Source organism: Streptomyces sp. NPDC019443 (genome assembly GCF_044389785.1).
GTDB lineage: Bacteria > Actinomycetota > Actinomycetes > Streptomycetales > Streptomycetaceae > Streptomyces.
The window spans coordinates 56,244-76,930 of record NZ_JBIRYJ010000013.1; the positions used below are offsets into that span (position 1 = coordinate 56,244).

34 protein-coding genes are annotated in these 20,687 nt (G+C 66.7%); 33 read left to right on the forward strand and 1 reads right to left on the reverse strand.

Translation table 11 applies throughout. The annotated features are described in order from the left end of the window. Nucleotides 1–359 precede the first annotated feature (359 nt). From rpsJ to truA, 31 genes are all read left to right on the forward strand, one after another. Entirely contained in the window at nt 360–668 is a 309-nt protein-coding gene (gene rpsJ, locus ACH492_RS30550) for a 30S ribosomal protein S10 (protein ID WP_003948644.1), read from the forward strand. A gap of 14 nt (nt 669–682) precedes the next feature. After that, the gene (gene rplC / locus ACH492_RS30555; protein WP_307661683.1) at nt 683–1,327 is read left to right on the forward strand and encodes a 50S ribosomal protein L3; all 645 of its coding nucleotides are present in this window, start codon (nt 683–685) and stop codon (nt 1,325–1,327) included. Nucleotides 1,328–1,332: 5 nt separating this feature from the next. Further along, nucleotides 1,333–1,983 carry a 50S ribosomal protein L4 gene (rplD, locus tag ACH492_RS30560; protein WP_398991174.1) on the forward strand — a complete coding sequence of 217 codons (651 nt, stop codon included), beginning with the start codon at nt 1,333–1,335 and terminating at the stop codon, nt 1,981–1,983. Continuing rightward, a complete protein-coding gene (gene rplW, locus ACH492_RS30565; protein WP_398991176.1) occupies nt 1,983–2,306 on the forward strand; it encodes a 50S ribosomal protein L23 in 324 nt (107 codons plus the stop codon). Before rplD ends, rplW begins: the two co-directional genes overlap by 1 nt. Before the next feature lie 39 nt (nt 2,307–2,345). Further along, the gene (rplB, locus tag ACH492_RS30570) at nt 2,346–3,182 is read left to right on the forward strand and encodes a 50S ribosomal protein L2 (RefSeq protein ID WP_398991178.1); all 837 of its coding nucleotides are present in this window, start codon (nt 2,346–2,348) and stop codon (nt 3,180–3,182) included. Nucleotides 3,183–3,194: 12 nt separating this feature from the next. Then, a complete protein-coding gene (gene rpsS / locus ACH492_RS30575; RefSeq protein ID WP_127356386.1) occupies nt 3,195–3,476 on the forward strand; it encodes a 30S ribosomal protein S19 in 282 nt (93 codons plus the stop codon). A gap of 40 nt (nt 3,477–3,516) precedes the next feature. Continuing rightward, nucleotides 3,517–3,864 (forward strand): 50S ribosomal protein L22, encoded by a 348-nt coding sequence (gene rplV, locus ACH492_RS30580; RefSeq protein WP_004571827.1) that lies wholly within the window; start codon nt 3,517–3,519, stop codon nt 3,862–3,864. Continuing rightward, entirely contained in the window at nt 3,864–4,715 is an 852-nt protein-coding gene (gene rpsC, locus ACH492_RS30585; RefSeq protein ID WP_398991180.1) for a 30S ribosomal protein S3, read from the forward strand. Before rplV ends, rpsC begins: the two co-directional genes overlap by 1 nt. A 5-nt stretch (nt 4,716–4,720) precedes the next feature. Beyond that, nucleotides 4,721–5,140, forward strand: coding sequence for a 50S ribosomal protein L16 (gene rplP, locus ACH492_RS30590; protein WP_014047785.1), 420 nt, complete (start codon nt 4,721–4,723; stop codon nt 5,138–5,140). Next, the gene (rpmC, locus tag ACH492_RS30595) at nt 5,140–5,364 is read left to right on the forward strand and encodes a 50S ribosomal protein L29 (RefSeq protein WP_017949657.1); all 225 of its coding nucleotides are present in this window, start codon (nt 5,140–5,142) and stop codon (nt 5,362–5,364) included. Before rplP ends, rpmC begins: the two co-directional genes overlap by 1 nt. Next, nucleotides 5,364–5,648: a 30S ribosomal protein S17 gene (rpsQ, locus tag ACH492_RS30600; protein ID WP_307661677.1), complete on the forward strand. Its 285-nt coding sequence runs from the start codon at nt 5,364–5,366 to the stop codon at nt 5,646–5,648. The genes rpmC and rpsQ overlap by 1 nt, the downstream gene beginning before the upstream one ends. Before the next feature lie 94 nt (nt 5,649–5,742). Continuing rightward, complete coding sequence (rplN, locus tag ACH492_RS30605; protein ID WP_008739701.1) at nt 5,743–6,111, forward strand: 50S ribosomal protein L14; 369 nt, start codon at nt 5,743–5,745, stop codon at nt 6,109–6,111. Between the two features lie 2 nt (nt 6,112–6,113). Then, a complete protein-coding gene (rplX, locus tag ACH492_RS30610) occupies nt 6,114–6,437 on the forward strand; it encodes a 50S ribosomal protein L24 (RefSeq protein ID WP_142214201.1) in 324 nt (107 codons plus the stop codon). Then, complete coding sequence (gene rplE, locus ACH492_RS30615; protein ID WP_307661676.1) at nt 6,437–6,994, forward strand: 50S ribosomal protein L5; 558 nt, start codon at nt 6,437–6,439, stop codon at nt 6,992–6,994. Before rplX ends, rplE begins: the two co-directional genes overlap by 1 nt. A 5-nt stretch (nt 6,995–6,999) precedes the next feature. After that, nucleotides 7,000–7,185: a type Z 30S ribosomal protein S14 gene (locus ACH492_RS30620; RefSeq protein WP_099500629.1), complete on the forward strand. Its 186-nt coding sequence runs from the start codon at nt 7,000–7,002 to the stop codon at nt 7,183–7,185. A gap of 210 nt (nt 7,186–7,395) precedes the next feature. Further along, entirely contained in the window at nt 7,396–7,794 is a 399-nt protein-coding gene (gene rpsH / locus ACH492_RS30625) for a 30S ribosomal protein S8 (protein WP_307661675.1), read from the forward strand. A 21-nt stretch (nt 7,795–7,815) separates the two neighbouring features. Next, entirely contained in the window at nt 7,816–8,355 is a 540-nt protein-coding gene (gene rplF / locus ACH492_RS30630; RefSeq protein ID WP_307661674.1) for a 50S ribosomal protein L6, read from the forward strand. Nucleotides 8,356–8,358: 3 nt separating this feature from the next. After that, nucleotides 8,359–8,742 (forward strand): 50S ribosomal protein L18, encoded by a 384-nt coding sequence (gene rplR / locus ACH492_RS30635; protein ID WP_093799540.1) that lies wholly within the window; start codon nt 8,359–8,361, stop codon nt 8,740–8,742. 46 nt (nt 8,743–8,788) lie between these two features. After that, complete coding sequence (rpsE, locus tag ACH492_RS30640) at nt 8,789–9,391, forward strand: 30S ribosomal protein S5 (protein ID WP_160506669.1); 603 nt, start codon at nt 8,789–8,791, stop codon at nt 9,389–9,391. Continuing rightward, nucleotides 9,391–9,573 (forward strand): 50S ribosomal protein L30, encoded by a 183-nt coding sequence (rpmD, locus tag ACH492_RS30645; RefSeq protein ID WP_307661673.1) that lies wholly within the window; start codon nt 9,391–9,393, stop codon nt 9,571–9,573. Before rpsE ends, rpmD begins: the two co-directional genes overlap by 1 nt. 1 nt (nt 9,574) lies before the next feature. Then, a complete protein-coding gene (rplO, locus tag ACH492_RS30650) occupies nt 9,575–10,030 on the forward strand; it encodes a 50S ribosomal protein L15 (RefSeq protein ID WP_142214197.1) in 456 nt (151 codons plus the stop codon). A 249-nt stretch (nt 10,031–10,279) separates the two neighbouring features. Further along, a complete protein-coding gene (gene secY / locus ACH492_RS30655; RefSeq protein WP_307661672.1) occupies nt 10,280–11,599 on the forward strand; it encodes a preprotein translocase subunit SecY in 1,320 nt (439 codons plus the stop codon). Then, entirely contained in the window at nt 11,599–12,258 is a 660-nt protein-coding gene (locus tag ACH492_RS30660; RefSeq protein WP_398991186.1) for an adenylate kinase, read from the forward strand. The genes secY and ACH492_RS30660 overlap by 1 nt, the downstream gene beginning before the upstream one ends. Nucleotides 12,259–12,367: 109 nt before the next feature. Then, on the forward strand, nt 12,368–13,204 hold the full coding sequence (map, locus tag ACH492_RS30665) for a type I methionyl aminopeptidase (protein WP_398991188.1): 837 nt from the start codon (nt 12,368–12,370) through the stop codon (nt 13,202–13,204). Nucleotides 13,205–13,363: 159 nt separating this feature from the next. Next, a complete protein-coding gene (gene infA / locus ACH492_RS30670; RefSeq protein WP_003956442.1) occupies nt 13,364–13,585 on the forward strand; it encodes a translation initiation factor IF-1 in 222 nt (73 codons plus the stop codon). A 59-nt stretch (nt 13,586–13,644) separates the two neighbouring features. Next, nucleotides 13,645–13,758 (forward strand): 50S ribosomal protein L36, encoded by a 114-nt coding sequence (gene rpmJ / locus ACH492_RS30675; protein WP_003956441.1) that lies wholly within the window; start codon nt 13,645–13,647, stop codon nt 13,756–13,758. A 196-nt stretch (nt 13,759–13,954) separates the two neighbouring features. Continuing rightward, on the forward strand, nt 13,955–14,335 hold the full coding sequence (gene rpsM, locus ACH492_RS30680) for a 30S ribosomal protein S13 (RefSeq protein WP_307661669.1): 381 nt from the start codon (nt 13,955–13,957) through the stop codon (nt 14,333–14,335). A gap of 65 nt (nt 14,336–14,400) precedes the next feature. After that, nucleotides 14,401–14,805 carry a 30S ribosomal protein S11 gene (gene rpsK / locus ACH492_RS30685; RefSeq protein ID WP_003956432.1) on the forward strand — a complete coding sequence of 135 codons (405 nt, stop codon included), beginning with the start codon at nt 14,401–14,403 and terminating at the stop codon, nt 14,803–14,805. A 117-nt stretch (nt 14,806–14,922) separates the two neighbouring features. Further along, a complete protein-coding gene (locus ACH492_RS30690; protein WP_398991190.1) occupies nt 14,923–15,945 on the forward strand; it encodes a DNA-directed RNA polymerase subunit alpha in 1,023 nt (340 codons plus the stop codon). A gap of 132 nt (nt 15,946–16,077) precedes the next feature. Further along, nucleotides 16,078–16,578 carry a 50S ribosomal protein L17 gene (gene rplQ / locus ACH492_RS30695; RefSeq protein ID WP_307661668.1) on the forward strand — a complete coding sequence of 167 codons (501 nt, stop codon included), beginning with the start codon at nt 16,078–16,080 and terminating at the stop codon, nt 16,576–16,578. A gap of 75 nt (nt 16,579–16,653) precedes the next feature. Next, nucleotides 16,654–17,526, forward strand: a complete 873-nt coding sequence (gene truA / locus ACH492_RS30700) for a tRNA pseudouridine(38-40) synthase TruA (RefSeq protein ID WP_398991193.1) — start codon at nt 16,654–16,656, stop codon at nt 17,524–17,526. Here truA and ACH492_RS30705 read toward each other — a convergent pair. Beyond that, a complete protein-coding gene (locus ACH492_RS30705) occupies nt 17,494–18,438 on the reverse strand; it encodes a hypothetical protein (RefSeq protein ID WP_398991195.1) in 945 nt (314 codons plus the stop codon). The two genes, truA and ACH492_RS30705, sit on opposite strands and share 33 nt — an antisense overlap. A gap of 55 nt (nt 18,439–18,493) precedes the next feature. On the opposite strand from ACH492_RS30705, the gene ACH492_RS30710 reads away from it, so the two are divergent. Together ACH492_RS30710 and ACH492_RS30715 are read left to right on the forward strand one after the other, a co-directional pair. Further along, the gene (locus tag ACH492_RS30710) at nt 18,494–20,113 is read left to right on the forward strand and encodes an ABC-F family ATP-binding cassette domain-containing protein (protein ID WP_398991197.1); all 1,620 of its coding nucleotides are present in this window, start codon (nt 18,494–18,496) and stop codon (nt 20,111–20,113) included. Then, nucleotides 20,080–20,487: a hypothetical protein gene (locus ACH492_RS30715; protein ID WP_398991199.1), complete on the forward strand. Its 408-nt coding sequence runs from the start codon at nt 20,080–20,082 to the stop codon at nt 20,485–20,487. Before ACH492_RS30710 ends, ACH492_RS30715 begins: the two co-directional genes overlap by 34 nt. Nucleotides 20,488–20,687: the final 200 nt, after the last annotated feature.

Consider the following 20,687-nt stretch of genomic DNA (forward strand, 5'->3'; position numbering starts at 1 on the left):
CGGGGTGCGCCCCATATGGCACACTGACCAGGTTGCTCGGTTGAGTTGCCGATGCTGCGCGCCTCCCGCCGGGAGGACCGGAAGCGAGTCCCACAGTACTCGTCGCCCCATCTGCCATTAAGGCAGCGCTGGAGCGGACGTACGGGAATCTTCCGGGAAGTGTCAGCGGGGTACCAGCCAGGCACTCGGTGGGTGTTCTTCCCCCGACGCGTGGTCTTCGGCCCGCACCCCCTTGGTTGGGAAATCCTTCGGGAGATCTTCGTAGAGGGAGTGCGACACGCCCGACCGCGGGGGTCGGAGAAGATCGCAGGACCGACCGAGTTCCAGAGCGTTTCTAGAGACAGGACTACTGAGTAGCCATGGCGGGACAGAAGATCCGCATCCGGCTCAAGGCCTACGACCACGAGGTCATCGACTCATCGGCGAAGAAGATCGTCGAGACGGTGACCCGCACTGGTGCGTCGGTCGCGGGCCCGGTGCCGCTGCCCACTGAGAAGAACGTGTACTGCGTCATCAAGTCGCCGCACAAGTACAAGGACTCGCGCGAGCACTTCGAGATGCGCACGCACAAGCGCCTGATCGACATCCTCGACCCGACGCCCAAGACCGTTGACTCGCTGATGCGCCTGGACCTTCCGGCCGGCGTTGACATCGAGATCAAGCTCTGAGAGGCGCGGAAGAGATGGCTAAGCAGATCAAGGGCATCCTGGGCGAGAAGCTCGGCATGACCCAGGTCTGGGACGAGAACAACCGTGTCGTCCCGGTCACCGTGGTCAAGGCCGGTCCGAACGTTGTGACCCAGGTCCGTACGAATGACTCCGACGGCTACGAGTCGGTCCAGATCGCCTTCGGCGAGATCGACCCGCGCAAGGTGAACAAGCCCCTCAAGGGTCACTTCGCCAAGGCCGACGTAACCCCGCGCCGCCACCTGGTGGAGCTCCGTACCTCCGACGCCAGCGAGTACACGCTCGGCCAGGAGATCACTGCCGAGGTGTTCGAGTCCGGCGTCAAGGTCGACGTCACGGGCAAGAGCAAGGGCAAGGGCTTCGCCGGTGTCATGAAGCGTCACAACTTCAAGGGCCTCGGCGCCGGTCACGGTACCCAGCGCAAGCACCGCTCGCCCGGTTCCATCGGTGGCTGCGCCACCCCTGGGCGTGTCTTCAAGGGCATGCGTATGGCGGGCCGCATGGGTAACGAGCGGGTCACCACCCAGAACCTGACCATCCACGCGGTTGACGCGGAGAAGGGCCTGCTGCTCATCAAGGGCGCAGTTCCTGGTCCGAACGGCGGCCTCGTCCTGGTCCGCACTGCGGCCAAGGGGGTCTGAGGACTATGAGCACCATTGACATTCTGTCGCCCTCCGGCGACAAGTCCGGGACCGTCGAGCTCCCGGCCGAGATCTTCGACGCCAAGGTCAGCATCCCGCTGATCCACCAGGTGGTCGTCGCGCAGCTGGCCGCCGCCCGTCAGGGCACGCACAAGGTCAAGCGTCGTGGCGAGGTCCGTGGTGGTGGCAAGAAGCCTTACCGCCAGAAGGGCACCGGCCGCGCGCGCCAGGGTTCGACCCGTGCGCCGCAGTTCGCCGGCGGTGGCGTTGTCCACGGCCCCACGCCGCGTGACTACTCGCAGCGGACCCCGAAGAAGATGAAGGCCGCCGCCCTGCGCGGTGCCCTCACCGACCGGGCCCGCAACTCCCGTATCCACGTCGTCACCGGCGTGATCGAGGGCGAGGTCTCCACCAAGGCCGCGAAGACCCTGCTGGGCAAGATCAGTGAGCGCAAGCACGTGCTCCTGATCGTCGAGCGGGCCGACGAGGCCGCGTGGCTCTCCGCCCGCAACCTGCCCCAGGTGCACCTCCTGGAGCCGGGCCAGCTGAACACGTACGACGTGCTCGTCTCGGACGACGTGGTCTTCACCAAGGCCGCCTTCGAGTCCTTCGTGTCTGGTCCCAAGGCCGATGAGACCGAAGGGAGCGACGCCTGATGTCTGAGGCGACCGTAACCAGCAAGACCTTCTCGGACCCGCGCGACGTTCTCGTCAAGCCGGTTGTCTCCGAGAAGAGCTACGCCCTGCTCGACGAGAACAAGTACACGTTCATCGTCGCGCCCGGCTCCAACAAGACCCAGATCAAGCAGGCCGTCGAGGCGGTCTTCTCGGTCAAGGTCACCGGGGTCAACACGATCAACCGTCAGGGCAAGCGCAAGCGCACCCGCACCGGTTTCGGCAAGCGCGCCAACACCAAGCGCGCCATCGTGACCCTTGCCGAGGGCGACCGTATCGACATCTTCGGCGGCCCGACCTCCTGACGGAGGTCGAGTCGTCCGGAATCGGACGAGGACTGAGAAATGGGTATCCGCAAGTACAAGCCGACGACCCCGGGCCGTCGTGGCTCCAGCGTCGCCGACTTTGTCGAGATCACGCGGTCCACGCCGGAGAAGTCGCTGGTCCGCCCCCTGCACAGCAAGGGCGGCCGTAACAACACCGGTCGTGTGACCGTCCGTCACCAGGGCGGTGGCCACAAGCGCGCCTACCGCGTGATCGACTTCCGTCGTCACGACAAGGACGGCGTTCCGGCCAAGGTCGCTCACATCGAGTACGACCCGAACCGCACCGCGCGCATCGCGCTCCTGCACTACGCAGACGGCGAGAAGCGCTACATCATCGCGCCGCGTGGCCTGTCGCAGGGCGACCGTGTCGAGAACGGCCCGGCCGCCGACATCAAGCCCGGCAACAACCTGGCGCTGCGCAACATCCCGGTCGGTACGACCATCCACGCCATCGAGCTGCGGCCCGGCGGCGGCGCGAAGTTCGCCCGCTCCGCGGGTGCCTCCGTGCAGCTGCTGGCGAAGGAGGGCTCCATGGCCCACCTTCGTATGCCGTCGGGTGAGATCCGCCTGGTCGACGCCCGCTGCCGCGCCACCATCGGCGAGGTCGGCAACGCCGAGCAGTCGAACATCAACTGGGGCAAGGCAGGCCGTCTGCGGTGGAAGGGCGTTCGCCCGACCGTCCGCGGTGTCGCCATGAACCCGGTCGACCACCCGCACGGTGGTGGTGAGGGCAAGACCTCCGGTGGTCGCCACCCGGTCAGCCCGTGGGGTCAGAAGGAGGGTCGTACTCGCTCGCCGAAGAAGGCGTCCAGCAAGTACATCGTCCGCCGCCGCAAGACGAACAAGAAGCGCTAGGAGCGGGTTTAGATGCCGCGCAGTCTCAAGAAGGGGCCCTTCGTCGACGACCACCTCATCAAGAAGGTGGATGTCCAGAACGAAGCCGGCACCAAGAACGTCATCAAGACCTGGTCCCGTCGCTCGATGATCATCCCGGCCATGCTCGGCCACACGATCGCGGTGCACAACGGCAAGATCCACGTCCCGGTGTTCGTCACCGAGTCGATGGTCGGCCACAAGCTCGGCGAGTTCTCGCCGACTCGCACCTTCCGCGGCCACGTCAAGGACGACCGGAAGTCGAAGCGCCGCTAACGCGGGGTGACTGACTATGACTTACACCGAAGGGACAACCATGGAAGCCAGGGCCCAGGCGCGGTACATCCGCGTCACGCCCATGAAGGCCCGCCGAGTGGTGGACCTCATCCGTGGCATGGATGCCACGGAGGCTCAGGCGGTCCTGCGTTTCGCCCCGCAGGCCGCGAGCGTGCCGGTTGGCAAGGTGCTTGACAGCGCCATTGCCAACGCTGCACACAACTACGACCACACCGACGCCTCTTCGCTGGTCATCAGCGAGGCGTACGTGGACGAGGGCCCGACCCTGAAGCGGTTCCGTCCGCGTGCTCAGGGCCGTGCCTACCGGATCCGTAAGCGGACCAGCCACATCACCGTGGTCGTCAGCAGCAAGGAAGGAACCCGGTAATGGGCCAGAAGGTTAACCCGCATGGGTTCCGGCTCGGCATCACCACGGACTTCAAGTCCCGTTGGTACGCCGACAAGCTGTACAAGGACTACGTCAAGGAAGACGTCGCCATTCGTCGCATGATGACGAAGGGCATGGAGCGGGCCGGTATCTCGAAGGTTGAGATCGAGCGCACCCGCGACCGCGTCCGCGTTGACATCCACACCGCCCGCCCGGGCATCGTCATCGGTCGCCGTGGCGCCGAGGCCGACCGCATCCGCGGCGAGCTCGAGAAGCTGACCGGCAAGCAGGTTCAGCTGAACATCCTCGAGGTCAAGAACCCCGAGGTGGACGCTCAGCTGGTGGCCCAGGCCGTCGCCGAGCAGCTCTCCTCCCGCGTCTCCTTCCGTCGCGCCATGCGTAAGAGCATGCAAGGCACGATGAAGGCCGGCGCCAAGGGCATCAAGATCCAGTGCGGTGGCCGTCTCGGCGGCGCCGAGATGTCCCGCTCGGAGTTCTACCGCGAGGGCCGTGTGCCCCTGCACACGCTCCGCGCGAACGTCGACTACGGCTTCTTCGAGGCCAAGACGACCTTCGGCCGTATCGGTGTGAAGGTCTGGATCTACAAGGGCGACGTCAAGAACATCGCCGAGGTCCGCGCCGAGAACGCTGCGGCCCGTGCGGGTAACCGCCCGGCTCGTGGTGGCGCCGGCGACCGTCCGGCCGGTGGCCGTGGCGGTCGTGGTGGCGAGCGGGGCGGCCGCGGTGGTCGCAAGCCGCAGCAGTCTGCGCCGGCAGTCGAGGCCTCCAAGGCCGAGGCTCCCGCCGCTGCCGCTGCTCCGGCTGCTGAGAGCACCGGAACGGAGGCCTGACCGAAATGCTGATCCCCCGTAGGGTCAAGCACCGCAAGCAGCACCACCCGAAGCGCAGCGGTATGTCCAAGGGTGGTACGCAGGTTGCGTTCGGCGAGTACGGCATTCAGGCCCTCACTCCGGCGTACGTGACCAACCGCCAGATCGAGGCGGCTCGTATCGCGATGACCCGCCACATCAAGCGTGGCGGCAAGGTCTGGATCAACATCTACCCGGACCGCCCGCTGACGAAGAAGCCTGCCGAGACCCGCATGGGTTCAGGTAAGGGCTCCCCCGAGTGGTGGATCGCGAACGTCAAGCCTGGTCGGGTGATGTTCGAGCTGTCCTACCCGAACGAGAAGATTGCGCGTGAGGCGCTTACCCGCGCTGCTCACAAGCTTCCGATGAAGTGCCGGATCGTTCGGCGCGAGGCAGGTGAGTCGTGATGTCGGCCGGTACCAAGGCGTCCGAGCTGCGCGAGCTGGGCAACGAGGAGCTTGTTGCCAAGCTTCGCGAGGCCAAGGAAGAGCTGTTCAACCTCCGCTTCCAGGCGGCGACCGGTCAGCTCGAGAACCACGGCCGGCTCAAGGCCGTCCGCAAGGACATCGCGCGGATCTACACCCTCATGCGTGAGCGCGAGCTGGGCATCGAGACGGTGGAGAGCGCCTGATGAGCGAGAGCAATGTGACTGAGACCAACACTGACCGCGGTTTCCGCAAGACCCGTGAGGGTCTGGTCGTCAGCGACAAGATGGACAAGACCGTCGTCGTCGCTGTCGAGGACCGTGTGAAGCACGCGCTGTACGGCAAGGTCATCCGCCGTACCAACAAGCTCAAGGCGCACGACGAGCAGAACGCTGCCGGCGTCGGCGACCGCGTCCTCATCATGGAGACGCGTCCGCTGTCGGCGACCAAGCGCTGGCGCATCGTCGAGATCCTCGAGAAGGCCAAGTAATCCCTGAGGGGTTTCCCTCAGGACAGTTCCGCCAGGCTCGGCAGGGGCACCCAGGTGCCCCTGCCGGGAACCGGCAGACGATCAGGAGATAGACGTGATCCAGCAGGAGTCGCGACTGCGTATCGCCGACAACACTGGTGCCAAGGAGATCCTTTGCATCCGTGTTCTCGGTGGTTCCGGTCGCCGCTACGCGGGCATCGGTGACGTCATCGTCGCCACCGTCAAGGACGCGATCCCCGGTGGCAACGTGAAGAAGGGTGACGTCGTCAAGGCGGTCATCGTTCGCACCGTCAAGGAGCGCCGCCGCCAGGACGGCTCGTACATCCGCTTCGACGAGAACGCCGCCGTCATTCTGAAGAACGACGGCGACCCTCGCGGCACCCGCATCTTCGGCCCGGTTGGCCGTGAGCTGCGCGAGAAGAAGTTCATGAAGATCATCTCGCTCGCGCCGGAGGTGCTGTAAGCATGAAGATCAAGAAGGGCGACCTGGTTCAGGTCATCACCGGCAAGGACAAGGGCAAGCAGGGCAAGGTCATCGCGGCCTTCCCCCGCGAGGACCGCGTCCTGGTCGAGGGTGTCAACCGGGTCAAGAAGCACACCAAGGCCGGTCAGACCGCTCGCGGTTCGCAGACCGGTGGCATCGTCACGACTGAGGCCCCTGTTCACGTGAGCAACGTTCAGCTCGTCGTGGAGAAGGACGGCAACAAGGTCGTCACGCGCGTCGGTTACCGCTTCGACGACGAAGGCAACAAGATCCGCGTTGCCAAGCGGACGGGTGAGGACATCTGATGGCTACCACCACCACTCCGCGTCTGAAGACGAAGTACCGCGAGGAGATCGCGGGCAAACTGCGTGAGGAGTTCTCGTACGAGAACGTCATGCAGATTCCCGGCCTCGTCAAGATCGTGGTCAACATGGGTGTGGGCGACGCCGCCCGCGACTCCAAGCTGATCGATGGCGCGATTCGCGACCTCACCACGATCACCGGCCAGAAGCCGGCCGTCACCAAGGCCCGTAAGTCCATCGCGCAGTTCAAGCTGCGTGAGGGCCAGCCGATCGGTGCCCACGTCACGCTCCGTGGCGACCGCATGTGGGAGTTCCTCGACCGCACCCTGTCGCTCGCGCTTCCGCGCATCCGCGACTTCCGTGGTCTGTCCCCCAAGCAGTTCGACGGCCGTGGCAACTACACCTTCGGTCTCACGGAGCAGGTCATGTTCCACGAGATCGACCAGGACAAGATCGACCGCGTCCGGGGTATGGACATCACCGTGGTCACCACGGCGACCAACGACGCTGAGGGCCGCGCGCTCCTTCGTCACCTCGGCTTCCCGTTCAAGGAGGCGTAAGCGAGATGGCGAAGAAGGCTCTTGTTGCCAAAGCTGCTCGTAAGCCCAAGTTCGGTGTGCGCGCCTACACCCGCTGCCAGCGCTGTGGCCGTCCGCACTCCGTCTACCGCAAGTTCGGCCTGTGCCGCGTGTGCCTTCGTGAGATGGCTCACCGTGGCGAGCTGCCGGGCGTGACCAAGAGCTCCTGGTAATTCCCTTCTTGGGAATTACCGGAGGCTCTCGGTAAGTATCTGGTCGGCGGGAGCCCTCCCTCGCATGCCGTAGGCTTGTGGGGTTGGGCGCCCGTCGCCCTGACCGACTTACTACGCCGTAGGTCCCCGCACCGCACCCGTCCCGCCACTGAGTGGGGAGAGGGATGGCGCATACAGGAAACCCCGGCGAGAGAGGCCGAAGGCCAATTCATGACCATGACTGATCCCATCGCAGACATGCTCACGCGTCTGCGTAACGCGAACTCGGCATACCACGACTCCGTCGTGATGCCGCACAGCAAGATCAAGTCGCACATCGCGGAGATCCTCCAGCAGGAGGGCTTCATCACCGGCTGGAAGGTCGAGGACGCCGAAGTCGGCAAGAACCTCGTCCTGGAGCTGAAGTTCGGCCCGAACCGCGAGCGTTCGATCGCCGGCATCAAGCGCATTTCCAAGCCGGGTCTGCGCGTGTACGCGAAGTCCACCAGTCTGCCGAAGGTTCTCGGCGGCCTGGGCGTGGCGATCATCTCCACGTCCCACGGTCTCCTGACCGGCCAGCAGGCGCAGAAGAAGGGCGTGGGTGGGGAAGTCCTCGCCTACGTCTGGTAGTCGGGAACGGAGGAAAAGCTAATGTCGCGAATCGGCAAGCTCCCCATCCAGGTTCCCGCCGGTGTGGACGTCACCATCGATGGCCGCACGGTCGCGGTGAAGGGCCCCAAGGGTTCCCTCTCGCACACCGTCGCCGCGCCGATCGAGGTCACCAAGGGCGAGGACGGCACCCTGAAGGTGCTGCGCCCGAACGACGAGCGTCAGAACAAGGCCCTCCACGGCCTGTCCCGCACGCTGGTGGCGAACATGATCACCGGCGTGACCCAGGGGTACGTCAAGGCGCTCGAGATCAGCGGTGTCGGTTACCGCGTTGCCGCGAAGGGCTCCAACCTGGAGTTCCAGCTCGGCTACAGCCACTCGATCCTGGTGGAGGCGCCCGAGGGCATCTCCTTCAAGGTCGAGTCGCCGACCAAGTTCTCGGTCGAGGGCATCGACAAGCAGAAGGTCGGCGAGGTCGCCGCGAACATCCGCAAGCTGCGGAAGCCCGACCCGTACAAGGCCAAGGGTGTCAAGTACGCCGGCGAGGTCATCCGCCGCAAGGTCGGAAAGGCGGGTAAGTAAGCCATGGCATACGGTGTAAAGATTGCCAAGGGCGACGCGTACAAGCGCGCTGCCATCAAGCGCCGCCACATCCGCGTCCGCAAGCATGTCTCCGGTACGCCGGAGCGTCCGCGCCTGGTCGTGACGCGCTCCAACCGCAACATCGTTGCGCAGGTCATCGACGACATCGCGGGCCACACGCTCGCGTCGGCGTCGACCCTGGACACCTCGATCCGTGGTGGCGAGGGCGACAAGAGCGCCCAGGCCCAGCAGGTCGGCGCGCTTGTCGCCGAGCGTGCGAAGGCTGCCGGTGTCGAGGCCGTCGTGTTCGACCGCGGTGGCAACAGGTACGCCGGGCGCATTGCCGCTCTGGCTGACGCCGCCCGCGAAGCCGGGCTGAAGTTCTGAGCCCCGGTTCCGGGACTAACGGACGTAACAGAGAGAGGTAAATCCAATGGCTGGACCCCAGCGCCGCGGAAGCGGTGCCGGTGGCGGCGAGCGGCGGGACCGGAAGGGTCGCGACGGTGGCGCTGCCGCCGAGAAGACCGCTTATGTTGAGCGCGTTGTCGCGATCAACCGCGTTGCCAAGGTTGTCAAGGGTGGTCGCCGCTTCAGCTTCACCGCGCTGGTCGTGGTGGGCGACGGTGACGGCACCGTAGGTGTCGGATACGGCAAGGCCAAGGAAGTTCCCGCGGCCATCGCCAAGGGCGTTGAAGAGGCCAAGAAGAACTTCTTCAAGGTTCCGCGTATCCAGGGCACCATCCCGCACCCGATCACGGGCGAGAAGGCCGCGGGCGTCGTCCTGCTCAAGCCTGCTTCCCCCGGTACGGGCGTTATCGCCGGTGGCCCGGTGCGTGCGGTGCTCGAGTGCGCCGGCGTTCACGACATCCTGTCGAAGTCGCTCGGCTCGTCCAACGCGATCAACATCGTGCACGCGACCGTGGCGGCCCTCAAGGGCCTGCAGCGTCCCGAGGAGATCGCGGCTCGCCGTGGTCTGCCCCTCGAGGACGTCGCCCCCGCGGCTCTGCTTCGTGCACGTGCGGGAGCGGGTGCGTAATGGCCCGTCTCAAGATCACGCAGACGAAGTCGTACATCGGTACTAAGCAGAACCACCGCGACACCCTGCGTTCGCTCGGGCTCAAGCGCCTGAACGACGTGGTTGTCAAGGAGGACCGTCCCGAGTTCCGCGGCATGGTGCACACCGTCCGCCACCTCGTCACGGTTGAGGAGGTCGACTGACATGGCGGAGAACAACCCGCTGAAGGTCCACAACCTCCGGCCCGCCCCGGGCGCCAAGACCGCCAAGACCCGTGTGGGTCGTGGCGAGGCGTCCAAGGGTAAGACCGCCGGTCGTGGCACCAAGGGCACCAAGGCCCGCTACCAGGTTCCGGAGCGCTTCGAGGGTGGGCAGATGCCCCTCCACATGCGTCTCCCGAAGCTCAAGGGCTTCAAGAACCCGTTCCGTACCGAGTACCAGGTTGTGAACCTGGACAAGCTCGGCGCTCTCTACCCCGAGGGTGGAGAGGTCACGGTGGCCGACCTGGTCGCCAAGGGCGCGGTGCGCAAGAACAGCCTCGTCAAGGTCCTGGGCCAGGGCGAGATCTCCGTGGCGCTGCAGGTGACGGTTGACGCCGTCTCCGGCTCCGCCAAGGAGAAGATTGCCGCTGCCGGCGGCACCGTCACCGAGCTCGTCTGAGACGAGTTCAGTGGCTGAAAGCTGAAAATCGACCGGGGATGCCTCTCAAAAGGGGCATCCCCGGTTGGTCGTTCCTAGGGGGGCACTTCCGCCGGTAAGGTGGCGTGCACTGTTGCTGTAAACAAAGGGGGTTCTGCCCCCGGCCGCGCGGTCTGTCCGACTAAGATCGTGCGGATTGCCTGTTACGTATTCGTCGATCCTCAATACCGTCACCTCTGACGCAGTAGCGCGGGGGTCGCAGGAGGCACCGTGCTCACCGCGTTCGCCCGGGCGTTCAAGACGCCCGACCTGCGCAAGAAGCTGCTCTTCACACTCGCCATCATCGTGCTGTACCGGCTGGGGTCCCATATTCCGGTCCCAGGCGTCAGCTACCAGAACGTACAGATCTGTGTGGACGCGGCCCAGAAGGGCAACAACAGCCTGTTCGGCCTGGTGAACATGTTCAGTGGCGGGGCGCTGCTGCAGATCACCATCTTTGCGCTGGGCATCATGCCGTACATCACGGCGAGCATCATCCTGCAGCTGCTGACCGTGGTCATTCCGCGGCTGGAGGCCCTCAAGAAGGAGGGTTCGGCCGGCACCGCGAAGATCACGCAGTACACGCGATACCTGACTGTCGCCCTCGCCGTGCTGCAGGGCACCGGCCTGGTGGCAACGGCCCGCAGCGGCGCGCTCTTCAGCGGCTGCACAGTCGCCGACCAGATCGTTCCCGACCGCTCGATCTACACGACCATCGTCATGGTCGTCACCATGACCGCGGGCACCGCGGCCGTCATGTGGCTCGGTGAGCTCATCACCGACCGCGGTATCGGCAACGGCATGTCGATCCTTATGTTCATCTCGATCGCCGCCGGCTTCCCGGGCGCCCTGTGGGCCATCAAGGAGAGCGGCAAGCTCGCCAAGGGCTGGATCGAGTTCAGCACGGTCATCCTGATCGGCTTTGTAATGGTCGCCCTGGTCGTCTTCGTCGAGCAGGCTCAGCGCCGTATCCCGGTGCAGTACGCGAAGCGCATGATCGGGCGGCGGTCGTACGGCGGTACGTCCACATACATCCCGCTCAAGGTGAACCAGGCGGGTGTGATTCCCGTCATCTTCGCCTCGTCGCTGCTCTACATCCCGGCGCTGGTCGCGCAGTTCAGCAGTGGCACTTCGGGCTGGAAGACATGGATTGAGCAGCACTTCGTCAAGGGTGACCACCCGTACTACATCGCCACGTACTTCCTGTTGATCGTGTTCTTCGCCTTCTTCTATGTGGCGATCTCGTTCAACCCCGAGGAAGTCGCGGACAACATGAAGAAGTATGGTGGCTTCATCCCGGGTATCCGGGCAGGTCGACCTACTGCCGAGTATCTGAGCTACGTGCTCAACAGGATCACTTGGCCGGGCTCGCTGTACCTGGGTCTGATTGCTCTTGTCCCGACGATGGCGTTGGCAGGCTTCGGCGGCGCGAACCAGAACTTCCCGTTCGGCGGGACGAGCATCCTCATCATCGTGGGTGTGGGTCTGGAGACCGTGAAGCAGATCGAGAGCCAGCTCCAGCAGCGCAATTACGAAGGGTTCCTCCGCTGATGCGAATCGTCCTCGTCGGACCGCCCGGTGCCGGCAAGGGAACGCAGGCTGCGTACCTTGCCAAGAACCTGTCGATCCCGCACATCTCCACGGGCGACCTCTTCCGAGCCAACATCAGCCAGGGCACGGAGCTCGGCGTACAGGCCAAGGCCTACATGGACGCTGGAGAGCTGGTGCCCGACGAGGTCACCATCGCGATGGCCAAGGACCGGATGGAACAGCCGGACGCCGCGAACGGCTTCCTGCTCGACGGCTTCCCGCGCAACGTCTCGCAGGCCGAGGCGCTCGACGCGATGCTGAAGGCCGAAGCCATGACGCTGGACGCGGTGCTCGACCTGGAGGTCCCCGAGGACGAGGTCGTGAAGCGGATCGCGGGCCGCCGCATCTGCCGCAACGACTCGAGCCACGTCTTCCATGTGACGTACTCCCCGCCGAAGACCGAGGGTGTCTGCGACATCTGCGGCGGCGAGCTGTACCAGCGTGACGACGACTCCGAGGAGACGGTGCGCAGGCGGCTCGAGGTCTACCACACGCAGACCGAGCCGATCATCGACTACTACAAGGCCCAGGGCCTGGTCGTCACGATCTCCGCGCTGGGCAAGGTCAATGACGTGACCCAGCGGGCGATGGACGCGCTCAAGAAGTCCCGCGAGGACTGACGCAGTACTCCGTAGTACCCCAGCAGTACCTTCAGCACGGCCGCGGTGTCCGATGGGCGCCGCGGCCGTACTGTTGAGCAGAGACACGTCAGAGGTGGAAGGCAAGGCAATGGTGCAGATCAAGACCCCGGAGCAGATCGCGAAGATGCGAGAGGCGGGGCTGGTCGTCGCCGCGATCCACGCGGCGACCCGCGAGGCGGCGGTGCCCGGCGCCACCACGAAGGATCTGGACGAGGTCGCCCGCAAGGTGATCGACGACCACGGTGCGAAGTCGAACTTCCTGGGGTACGGCGGGTTCCCCGCGACCATCTGCACGTCGGTGAACGAGGTCGTCGTGCACGGCATCCCGGACGAGAAGACCGTCCTCAAGGACGGCGACATCATCTCGGTCGACGCCGGCGCGATCATCGACGGCTGGCACGGGGACGCGGCCTTCACCGCGTTCGTGGGCACGGGTCACGCTCCGGAGCTGATCGAGCTCTCCCGGGTCACCGAGGAGTCGATGTGGGCCGGCGTCGCCGCGATGAAGAACGGCAACCGGCTGGTGGACGTCTCACGTGCGATCGAGACGTACATCCGCCGCCAGCCGAAGCCGGGTGGTGGCCGGTACGGGATCATCGAGGAGTACGGCGGCCACGGCATCGGCACCGAGATGCACATGGACCCGCACCTGCTGAACTACGTCACGCGCAAGCGCGGCAAGGGTCCGAAGCTGGTCCCGGGCTTCTGCCTGGCGATCGAGCCGATGGTCTCGCTCGGCACCGCGCACACCGAGGTCCTCCAGGACGACTGGACGGTCATCACGACGGATGGGACCTGGTCCTCGCACTGGGAGCACTCGGTGGCGCTGACGGAGGAGGGCCCGCTGGTCCTCACGTCTCCCGATGGCGGCAGGGCGAAGCTGGCGGAACTGGGCATCACCGCGGCCCCGGATCCGCTGGCCTGACCCCCTCGCCGCCGCTTAAGGATCTCCGTCGGTGGGCAAACTTGCCGGATTCGTCTTTTCGAGTGGCCTGTCGTAGACTGATGCGTCGGCTCTTGTGTACCCGTGTGTCTCCATGCGGTCACGCGAGTCGATCAAGGTAGCCGATTCGAAGGGCGAAGCGTGGCCAAGAAGCAAGGTGCCATCGAAATTGAGGGCACCGTGATCGAGTCCCTCCCGAACGCGATGTTCAAGGTGGAACTCCAGAACGGTCACAAAGTCCTCGCGCACATCTCCGGCAAGATGCGGATGCACTACATCCGTATCCTCCCGGACGACCGGGTCGTCGTGGAGCTCTCTCCGTACGACCTGACGCGTGGCCGGATCGTCTACCGGTACAAGTAGATCTTGTCGTCACCCCATTCCGTGGGGTGCCGGCACTGACCCGGAGAACCTCACATCCCATGAAGGTCAAGCCGAGCGTCAAGAAGATCTGCGACAAGTGCAAGGTGATCCGCCGTCACGGCCGGGTCATGGTCATCTGCGACAACCTGCGCCACAAGCAGCGCCAGGGCTGACGCACGACCTTTTGCACTCGCAGTTCTTCGGGCGACGCACGTAAGCAAGTACATACGCAGATCCCGCCTGGCTTCGGCTGGCGATACCCCCGGTGGAGGCCGGGGACCTGGTCCGTACCACCCTCCTTTTTCACAAAGGGTCGGCGGCCACGGAATGGCTCTGCGGAAGACCTCCGAAATTAAACAGGAGCCATGAATGGCACGCCTTTCCGGCGTTGACCTCCCGCGCGAGAAGCGCGTCGAGATCGCCCTCACCTACGTCTTCGGCATCGGGCGTACCCGGTCCAAGGAAGCCCTTGCGGCCACCGGTGTCGACCCCAACACCCGCGTTCGTGATCTGCCCGAAGAGGACCTGGTCAAGCTCCGCGAGTACGTGGACGCCAACCTCAAGACCGAGGGTGACCTCCGTCGCGAGGTCCAGGCCGACATTCGCCGCAAGATCGAGATCGGCTGCTACCAGGGCCTGCGGCACCGCCGTGGCCTGCCGGTCCACGGTCAGCGCACCAGCACGAACGCTCGTACCCGCAAGGGCCCGCGTCGCGCCATCGCCGGTAAGAAGAAGCCGGGCAAGAAGTAGTCCTCAGCCGGACGCTCATCAGCGGTCTTCGCTGTAGGACCGACCACCTCCCGTAGGAGTAATAGATGCCCCCCAAGGGTCGTCAGGGCGCTGCCAAGAAGGTGCGCCGCAAGGAAAAGAAGAACGTCGCTCACGGGCACGCCCACATCAAGAGCACGTTCAACAACACGATCGTCTCGATCACGGACCCCTCGGGCAACGTGATCTCCTGGGCCTCCGCCGGCCACGTCGGCTTCAAGGGCTCGCGCAAGTCCACCCCCTTCGCCGCGCAGATGGCCGCCGAGTCGGCCGCCCGCCGCGCGCAGGAGCACGGCATGCGCAAGGTCGACGTCTTCGTCAAGGGTCCCGGCTCCGGCCGTGAGACCGCGATCCGCTCCCTCCAGGCCACGGGCCTCGAGGTCGGTTCGATCCAGGACGTCACCCCCACCCCGCACAACGGCTGCCGCCCCCCGAAGCGCAGGCGCGTCTGACCTCAGGTGCGTGACGCATCTGTGGTTTCGGGCGGTACGTTCCTTCCCGGGGCGTGCCGCCCGTACCCTTGTTCCGTTGGCATCAAATAGTGGGTGCCAAGACTGGAGGCATTTCTCATGCTTATCGCTCAGCGTCCGTCGCTGACCGAAGAGGTCGTCGACGAGTACCGCTCCCGGTTCGTGATCGAGCCGCTGGAGCCGGGCTTCGGCTACACCCTCGGAAACTCGCTTCGCCGTACGCTCCTCTCCTCGATCCCCGGCGCTGCTGTCACCAGCATCCGGATCGACGGTGTCCTGCACGAGTTCACCACCGTGCCGGGCGTCAAGGAGGACGTCACCGACCTCATCCTGAACATCAAGCAGCTGGTCGTCTCCTCGGAGCACGACGAGCCGGTCGTGATGTACCTGCGCAAGCAGGGTCCCGGCCTGGTCACCGCTGCTGACATCGCCCCGCCGGCCGGCGTCGAGGTCCACAACCCGGACCTCGTTCTCGCGGCGCTGAACGGCAAGGGCAAGCTGGAGATGGAGCTGACCGTCGAGCGCGGTCGCGGCTACGTCTCCGCCGTGCAGAACAAGCAGGTGGGCCAGGAGATCGGCCGTATCCCGGTCGACTCCATCTACTCGCCGGTGCTCAAGGTCACGTACAAGGTCGAGGCGACCCGTGTCGAGCAGCGCACCGACTTCGACAAGCTGATCGTCGATGTCGAGACCAAGCAGGCCATGCGTCCGCGTGACGCCATGGCTTCGGCCGGTAAGACCCTGGTCGAGCTGTTCGGTCTGGCGCGCGAACTCAACATCGACGCCGAGGGCATCGACATGGGTCCGTCCCCGACGGACGCCGCGCTCGCTGCCGACCTGGCGCTGCCGATCGAGGAGCTCGAGCTCACCGTTCGTTCGTACAACTGCCTCAAGCGCGAGGGCATCCACTCCGTGGGTGAGCTCGTGGCGCGTTCCGAGGCCGACCTGCTCGACATCCGCAACTTCGGTGCGAAGTCGATCGACGAGGTCAAGGCGAAGCTGGCCGGCATGGGCCTGGCCCTGAAGGACAGCCCGCCCGGATTCGACCCGACCGCCGCTGCCGACGCCTTTGGCGCCGACGACGACGCGGACGCCGGTTTCGTCGAGACCGAGCAGTACTGATCGGGACCCGTCCGGCGGTTGAGTCCTCAATCGCCGGACGGGCTTGATCCACACACTTCCGGTGGGCGGCCGCCTGCCGGTAACTGACACCGGTACCTGGTACGGCCGGTGCAGATCACAAGGAGAAACACCATGCCGCGTCCCACCAAGGGAGCCCGTTTCGGCGGCAGCGCCGCGCACGAGCGTCTGCTTCTCGCGAACCTCGCGAAGTCGCTGTTCGAGCACGGCCGCATCACCACGACCGAGGCCAAGGCCCGCCGCCTGCGTCCGGTCGCCGAGCGCCTGATCACCAAGGCGAAGAAGGGCGACATCCACAACCGTCGCCTGGTGCTGCAGTCGATCACGGACAAGGGCGTCGTCCACACGCTCTTCACCGAGATCGCTCCGCGTTACGCCGAGCGCCCGGGCGGCTACACCCGCATCACCAAGATCGGCAACCGTCGTGGCGACAACGCCCCGATGGCTGTGATCGAGCTGGTCGAGGGTGAGATCGCGAAGAAGGCGACCGTTGCCGAGGCCGAGGCCGCTGCCAAGCGCGCGGTCAAGGAAGACGCCCTCAAGAAGGACGAGGTCGTCGAGGACGCCAAGCCCGAGGGCGACGCCGCTGCGGCGGACGAGTCCAAGGACGCCTGAGCGTTCTGAAGGCTGACGGACGGGCCCGTATCCCTTCGGGGGTGCGGGCCCGTTCCGCTTCGAGAGGATCTTTCTGTGAGCGATGAGGTGGAGCCGGGGTACGTCCGGGTGCGGCTGGATCTGTCGTACGACGGCAAGGCCTTCTCAGGGTGGGCCAAGCAGGCCGCTGGGCAGCGGACCGTCCAGGGGGAGATCGAGGACGCGCTGCGTACGGTGACGCGGTCCTCGCAGACGTACGAACTGACCGTCGCCGGGCGCACCGATGCCGGGGTGCACGCGCGCGGGCAGGTCGCGCACGTCGATCTGCCGGAGAGTGTCTGGGCCGAGCACCAGGACAAGCTGCTGCGGCGGCTGGCCGGGCGGCTCTCGCACGATGTGCGCGTCTGGAAGGTCGAGGTGGCCCCCACCGGGTTCAACGCGCGCTTCTCGGCGATCTGGCGGCGGTACGCGTACCGGGTGACCGACAACCCCGGTGGCGTCGACCCGCTGCTGCGCGGTCATGTGCTGTGGCACGACTGGCCGTTGGACGTCGAGGCCATGAACGCGGCCGCGGCCGGGCTGGTCGGGGAGCACGACTTCGCGGCGTACTGCAAGAAGCGCGAGGGCGCCACCACCATTCGTACGCTCCAGCAGCTCGAGTGGGAGCGGGACGAGGCGGGGATCGTCACCGCGACCGTGAAGGCCGATGCCTTCTGCCACAACATGGTGCGTTCGCTGGTCGGCGCGCTGCTGTTCGTGGGGGACGGGCACCGGCCGGTGGAGTGGCCGGCGAAGGTGCTGGCCGCGGGGGTGCGGGACTCGGCCGTCCATGTGGTGCGGCCGCACGGCCTCACGCTGGAGGAAGTCGGTTACCCCGCCGACGAGTTGCTGGCCGCCCGGAACCGGGAGGCCCGCAACAAGCGGTCGCTGCCGGGGTCACTGTCCGGCGGGAGCGGTGGCTGCTGCTGAGGCCTGGGCCTCGCCGCGGCGCACGATCTGACGGAACGTGAACTCCGCGAGGTCGTCGCCCGTCTGGAAGGCCTTGGTGTCGCCCTTGGTGACGGACTTGGCCTTGGTGTAGCCGGTGGCGGTGAAGTAGGCGTAGCGGCCGTAGGAGTTGGCGGTGAACCGGCAGACCGGGCCGCCCTTGCAGAAGGCCCCGACGCCGGCGCCGGGGAGCGGGGCGACATTGCCCTGCGCCTGCTGTGCGGCCTTCTTGGCCTCAGCCTCGGTGCCGAAGACCGCGACGCCGACGGTGACGGCGATGCCGTCCTTGCTGTATGTGGCGCGGAAGACCTGGTCGCAGCCGTTCTTCTCGAGGACCGAGCCGAGCGCGCCCTGGGTCGCGGAGGGGCAGGTGCCGGTGCGGGCGGTGGCGCCCTTGGCGTACACCCGGTCGCCCATCGTCAGCTTCTTGCCCGGGAAGAGGATCTCCGCGCTCAGCGGCGCGGTGTCCTTCTTCTCGTCGGAGATGAAGTCCTTCGGGTTCGGCGGGGGCAGCGGCGCGACCGAGGAGAAGGACGGTTCGGGCTGCGTGGTGTCGCTGGGCAGGTCGGGGGCTGCGGGCAGCTCGCTCGCGTTCTTGTCCCCTGCCTGGTTGCCCCCGTCGCTGTTTGAGGAGACGATCCCGGTCGCCACGACGCCGGCTATCAGGGCGGTCGCGAGGGCGCCGCCGCCGATCAGCAGCCACCGCTTGCGGCGGGCGCGGGCGGCGGACGCGTCGGCCAGCGCTGCCCAGTCCGGGGTGTCCCTCTGCGCGCTCGAGCGCAGGCCGAAGGGGTCGGGTGCGCCCGGCCCGGAGGTGTAAGGGTCTTGCCCCCCGTACGGGTTCTGATTCTGTCCACCGGGGCCCCACTGAGGTCCCCCTTGCCCAAAGCTCATGCCGCGCATCCTAAACCTGTTGGGCGAGGGGGACGGCGGCGGCGAGAATCGGCGCATGGGACATCTCGAGGCGGCGCATCTGGAGTACTACCTACCGGACGGACGGGTGCTGCTCGGCGACGCCTCGTTCCGGGTGGGTGAGGGCGCGGTGGTCGCCCTGGTCGGCGCGAACGGTGCGGGCAAGACGACGCTGCTGCGGCTGATGGCGGGGGAGCTGCAGCCGCACGGCGGCACGGTGTCGGTCAGCGGCGGGCTCGGCGTGATGCGGCAGTTCGTCGGGTCGGTACGGGACGAGCGGACCGTACGGGATCTGCTGGTGTCGGTGGGGCAGCCGCGGATCCGCGAGGCGGCGCGGGCGGTGGACGCCGCGGAGCACCTGATCATGACGGTGGACGACGAGGCCGCGCAGATGAAGTACGCGCAGGCGCTGAGCGACTGGGCGGAGGCGCGGGGGTACGAGGCCGAGACCGTCTGGGACATGTGCACGATGGCCGCGCTGGGCGTCTCGTACGAAAAGGCGCAGTGGCGGCACGTACGGACTCTGAGCGGCGGTGAGCAGAAGCGACTGGTGCTCGAGGCGCTGCTGCGGGGACCGGACGAAGTGCTGCTGCTGGACGAGCCGGACAACTATCTGGACGTGCCCGGCAAGCGGTGGCTGGAGGAGCGGCTGAAGGAGACCCGTAAGACGGTCCTCTTCGTCTCCCACGACCGGGAACTGCTGTCGCGGGCGGCGGAGCGGATCGTGAGCGTGGAGCCGAGTCCCGCGGGGTCGGACGTGTGGGTGCACGGCGGCGGCTTCGGTACGTACCACGAGGCGCGCAAGGAGCGTTTCGCGCGCTTCGAGGAGCTGAAGCGGCGCTGGGACGAGGAGCATGCGCGGCTGAAGGCGCTGGTGCTGCGGTTGCGGCAGCAGGCGGCGATCAGCCCGGACATGGCGTCGCGGTACCGGGCGATGCAGACGCGCTTCAAGAAGTTCGAGGAGGCGGGGCCGCCGCCGGAGCCGCCGCGCGAGCAGGAGATCCGGATGCGGCTGCGGGGCGGCCGGACCGGGGTGCGGGCGCTGACGTGTGCCGGTCTTGAGCTGACCGGCCTGATGAAACCGTTCGACCTGGAGGTCTTCTACGGGGAGCGGGTCGCCGTGCTCGGCTCGAACGGGTCCGGGAAGTCGCACTTCCTGCGGCTGCTGGCGGGGGATGCGGTCTCCCACACGGGGGAGTGGAAGCTGGGGGCGCGGGTGGTGCCCGGGCACTTCGCGCAGACGCATGCGCATCCGGAGCTGCTGGGGCGGACGCTGGTCGACATCCTGTGGACGGAGCATGCGAAGGACCGGGGCGGCGCGATGAGCGTGCTGCGCCGGTACGAGCTGGAGCGCCAGGGCGACCAGCCCTTCGAGAAGCTGTCGGGCGGACAGCAGGCGCGGTTCCAGATCCTGCTGCTGGAGCTGGAGGGGACGACGGCGCTGCTGCTGGACGAGCCGACGGACAACCTGGACCTGGAGTCGGCTCAGGCGCTGCAGGAGGGGCTCGAGGCGTACGACGGGACGGTGCTGGCGGTGACGCACGACCGGTGGTTCGCGCGGGCGTTTGACCGGTATCTGGTGTTCGGGTCGGACGGGGTCGTGCGGGAGATGGGGGAGCCGGTGTGGGACGAACGGAGGGTGGATCGGGTGCGGTGACCTCGGGCCGGGCGTACTGCGGGTCCCGGCTCGGGGAGCGGCCGGACGCCCGCAGTGGCGAGGACTGGCTGAATCCGGCGTGGACCGAGGCCATCGAGCGGCACCGGGAGCGGCGGACCCGCGCGGTGGAGGGCGCCCGGCGGCGGGTGCAGCCGGACGCGGTGACGGACGCGGTACCGGCGCCTCGGCCGACCTCGCGGATGGCCACGGCGGGGCGGTCGGCGCCGGGGCCGGCCCGGGGCGGTCGGCTCTGGTGGGCTGCCGGGGCGGCGGTGCTCGCCGTAGGGCTCGCCGTGGCCCTGGTGGTGCGCCCGTGGGAGGGCGGCGGGATCGAAGCTAGGAATGCCACGGACAAACCCGTGCGCATCAGCTGACCGGGCAGGTCGCGGGCCGGCCCAGGCCGAAGGACCAGCTCGCGTTCGTCCAGGGCGACAATCGGCTGCTGGCAAGCCCGGCGATCATTGAGCGGCTGCCCGGCGGGAACGCGATCATCGCCGTGCGACTCGGGGCCAACGAGGCCGAGTTTCTGGCCAAGGCGCTGGGCGCGCCCTGACCGGTACCCATCACCTGTTTT

Bases quoted from the DNA above. Each gene is read 5' to 3' on its own strand.
- rpsJ (WP_003948644.1), top strand. From the start codon at position 360: ATGGCGGGACAGAAGATCCGCATCCGGCTCAAGGCCTACGACCACGAG.
- rplC (WP_307661683.1), top strand. From the start codon at position 683: ATGGCTAAGCAGATCAAGGGCATCCTGGGCGAGAAGCTCGGCATGACC.
- rplD (WP_398991174.1), top strand. From the start codon at position 1,333: ATGAGCACCATTGACATTCTGTCGCCCTCCGGCGACAAGTCCGGGACC.
- rplW (WP_398991176.1), top strand. From the start codon at position 1,983: ATGTCTGAGGCGACCGTAACCAGCAAGACCTTCTCGGACCCGCGCGAC.
- rplB (WP_398991178.1), top strand. From the start codon at position 2,346: ATGGGTATCCGCAAGTACAAGCCGACGACCCCGGGCCGTCGTGGCTCC.
- rpsS (WP_127356386.1), top strand. From the start codon at position 3,195: ATGCCGCGCAGTCTCAAGAAGGGGCCCTTCGTCGACGACCACCTCATC.
- rplV (WP_004571827.1), top strand. From the start codon at position 3,517: ATGGAAGCCAGGGCCCAGGCGCGGTACATCCGCGTCACGCCCATGAAG.
- rpsC (WP_398991180.1), top strand. From the start codon at position 3,864: ATGGGCCAGAAGGTTAACCCGCATGGGTTCCGGCTCGGCATCACCACG.
- rplP (WP_014047785.1), top strand. From the start codon at position 4,721: ATGCTGATCCCCCGTAGGGTCAAGCACCGCAAGCAGCACCACCCGAAG.
- rpmC (WP_017949657.1), top strand. From the start codon at position 5,140: ATGTCGGCCGGTACCAAGGCGTCCGAGCTGCGCGAGCTGGGCAACGAG.
- rpsQ (WP_307661677.1), top strand. From the start codon at position 5,364: ATGAGCGAGAGCAATGTGACTGAGACCAACACTGACCGCGGTTTCCGC.
- rplX (WP_142214201.1), top strand. From the start codon at position 6,114: ATGAAGATCAAGAAGGGCGACCTGGTTCAGGTCATCACCGGCAAGGAC.
- rplE (WP_307661676.1), top strand. From the start codon at position 6,437: ATGGCTACCACCACCACTCCGCGTCTGAAGACGAAGTACCGCGAGGAG.
- ACH492_RS30620 (WP_099500629.1), top strand. From the start codon at position 7,000: ATGGCGAAGAAGGCTCTTGTTGCCAAAGCTGCTCGTAAGCCCAAGTTC.
- rpsH (WP_307661675.1), top strand. From the start codon at position 7,396: ATGACCATGACTGATCCCATCGCAGACATGCTCACGCGTCTGCGTAAC.
- rplF (WP_307661674.1), top strand. From the start codon at position 7,816: ATGTCGCGAATCGGCAAGCTCCCCATCCAGGTTCCCGCCGGTGTGGAC.
- rplR (WP_093799540.1), top strand. From the start codon at position 8,359: ATGGCATACGGTGTAAAGATTGCCAAGGGCGACGCGTACAAGCGCGCT.
- rpsE (WP_160506669.1), top strand. From the start codon at position 8,789: ATGGCTGGACCCCAGCGCCGCGGAAGCGGTGCCGGTGGCGGCGAGCGG.
- rpmD (WP_307661673.1), top strand. From the start codon at position 9,391: ATGGCCCGTCTCAAGATCACGCAGACGAAGTCGTACATCGGTACTAAG.
- rplO (WP_142214197.1), top strand. From the start codon at position 9,575: ATGGCGGAGAACAACCCGCTGAAGGTCCACAACCTCCGGCCCGCCCCG.
- ACH492_RS30660 (WP_398991186.1), top strand. From the start codon at position 11,599: ATGCGAATCGTCCTCGTCGGACCGCCCGGTGCCGGCAAGGGAACGCAG.
- map (WP_398991188.1), top strand. From the start codon at position 12,368: ATGGTGCAGATCAAGACCCCGGAGCAGATCGCGAAGATGCGAGAGGCG.
- rpmJ (WP_003956441.1), top strand. From the start codon at position 13,645: ATGAAGGTCAAGCCGAGCGTCAAGAAGATCTGCGACAAGTGCAAGGTG.
- rpsM (WP_307661669.1), top strand. From the start codon at position 13,955: ATGGCACGCCTTTCCGGCGTTGACCTCCCGCGCGAGAAGCGCGTCGAG.
- rpsK (WP_003956432.1), top strand. From the start codon at position 14,401: ATGCCCCCCAAGGGTCGTCAGGGCGCTGCCAAGAAGGTGCGCCGCAAG.
- ACH492_RS30690 (WP_398991190.1), top strand. From the start codon at position 14,923: ATGCTTATCGCTCAGCGTCCGTCGCTGACCGAAGAGGTCGTCGACGAG.
- rplQ (WP_307661668.1), top strand. From the start codon at position 16,078: ATGCCGCGTCCCACCAAGGGAGCCCGTTTCGGCGGCAGCGCCGCGCAC.
- ACH492_RS30705 (WP_398991195.1), bottom strand. From the start codon at position 18,438: ATGAGCTTTGGGCAAGGGGGACCTCAGTGGGGCCCCGGTGGACAGAAT.
- ACH492_RS30710 (WP_398991197.1), top strand. From the start codon at position 18,494: ATGGGACATCTCGAGGCGGCGCATCTGGAGTACTACCTACCGGACGGA.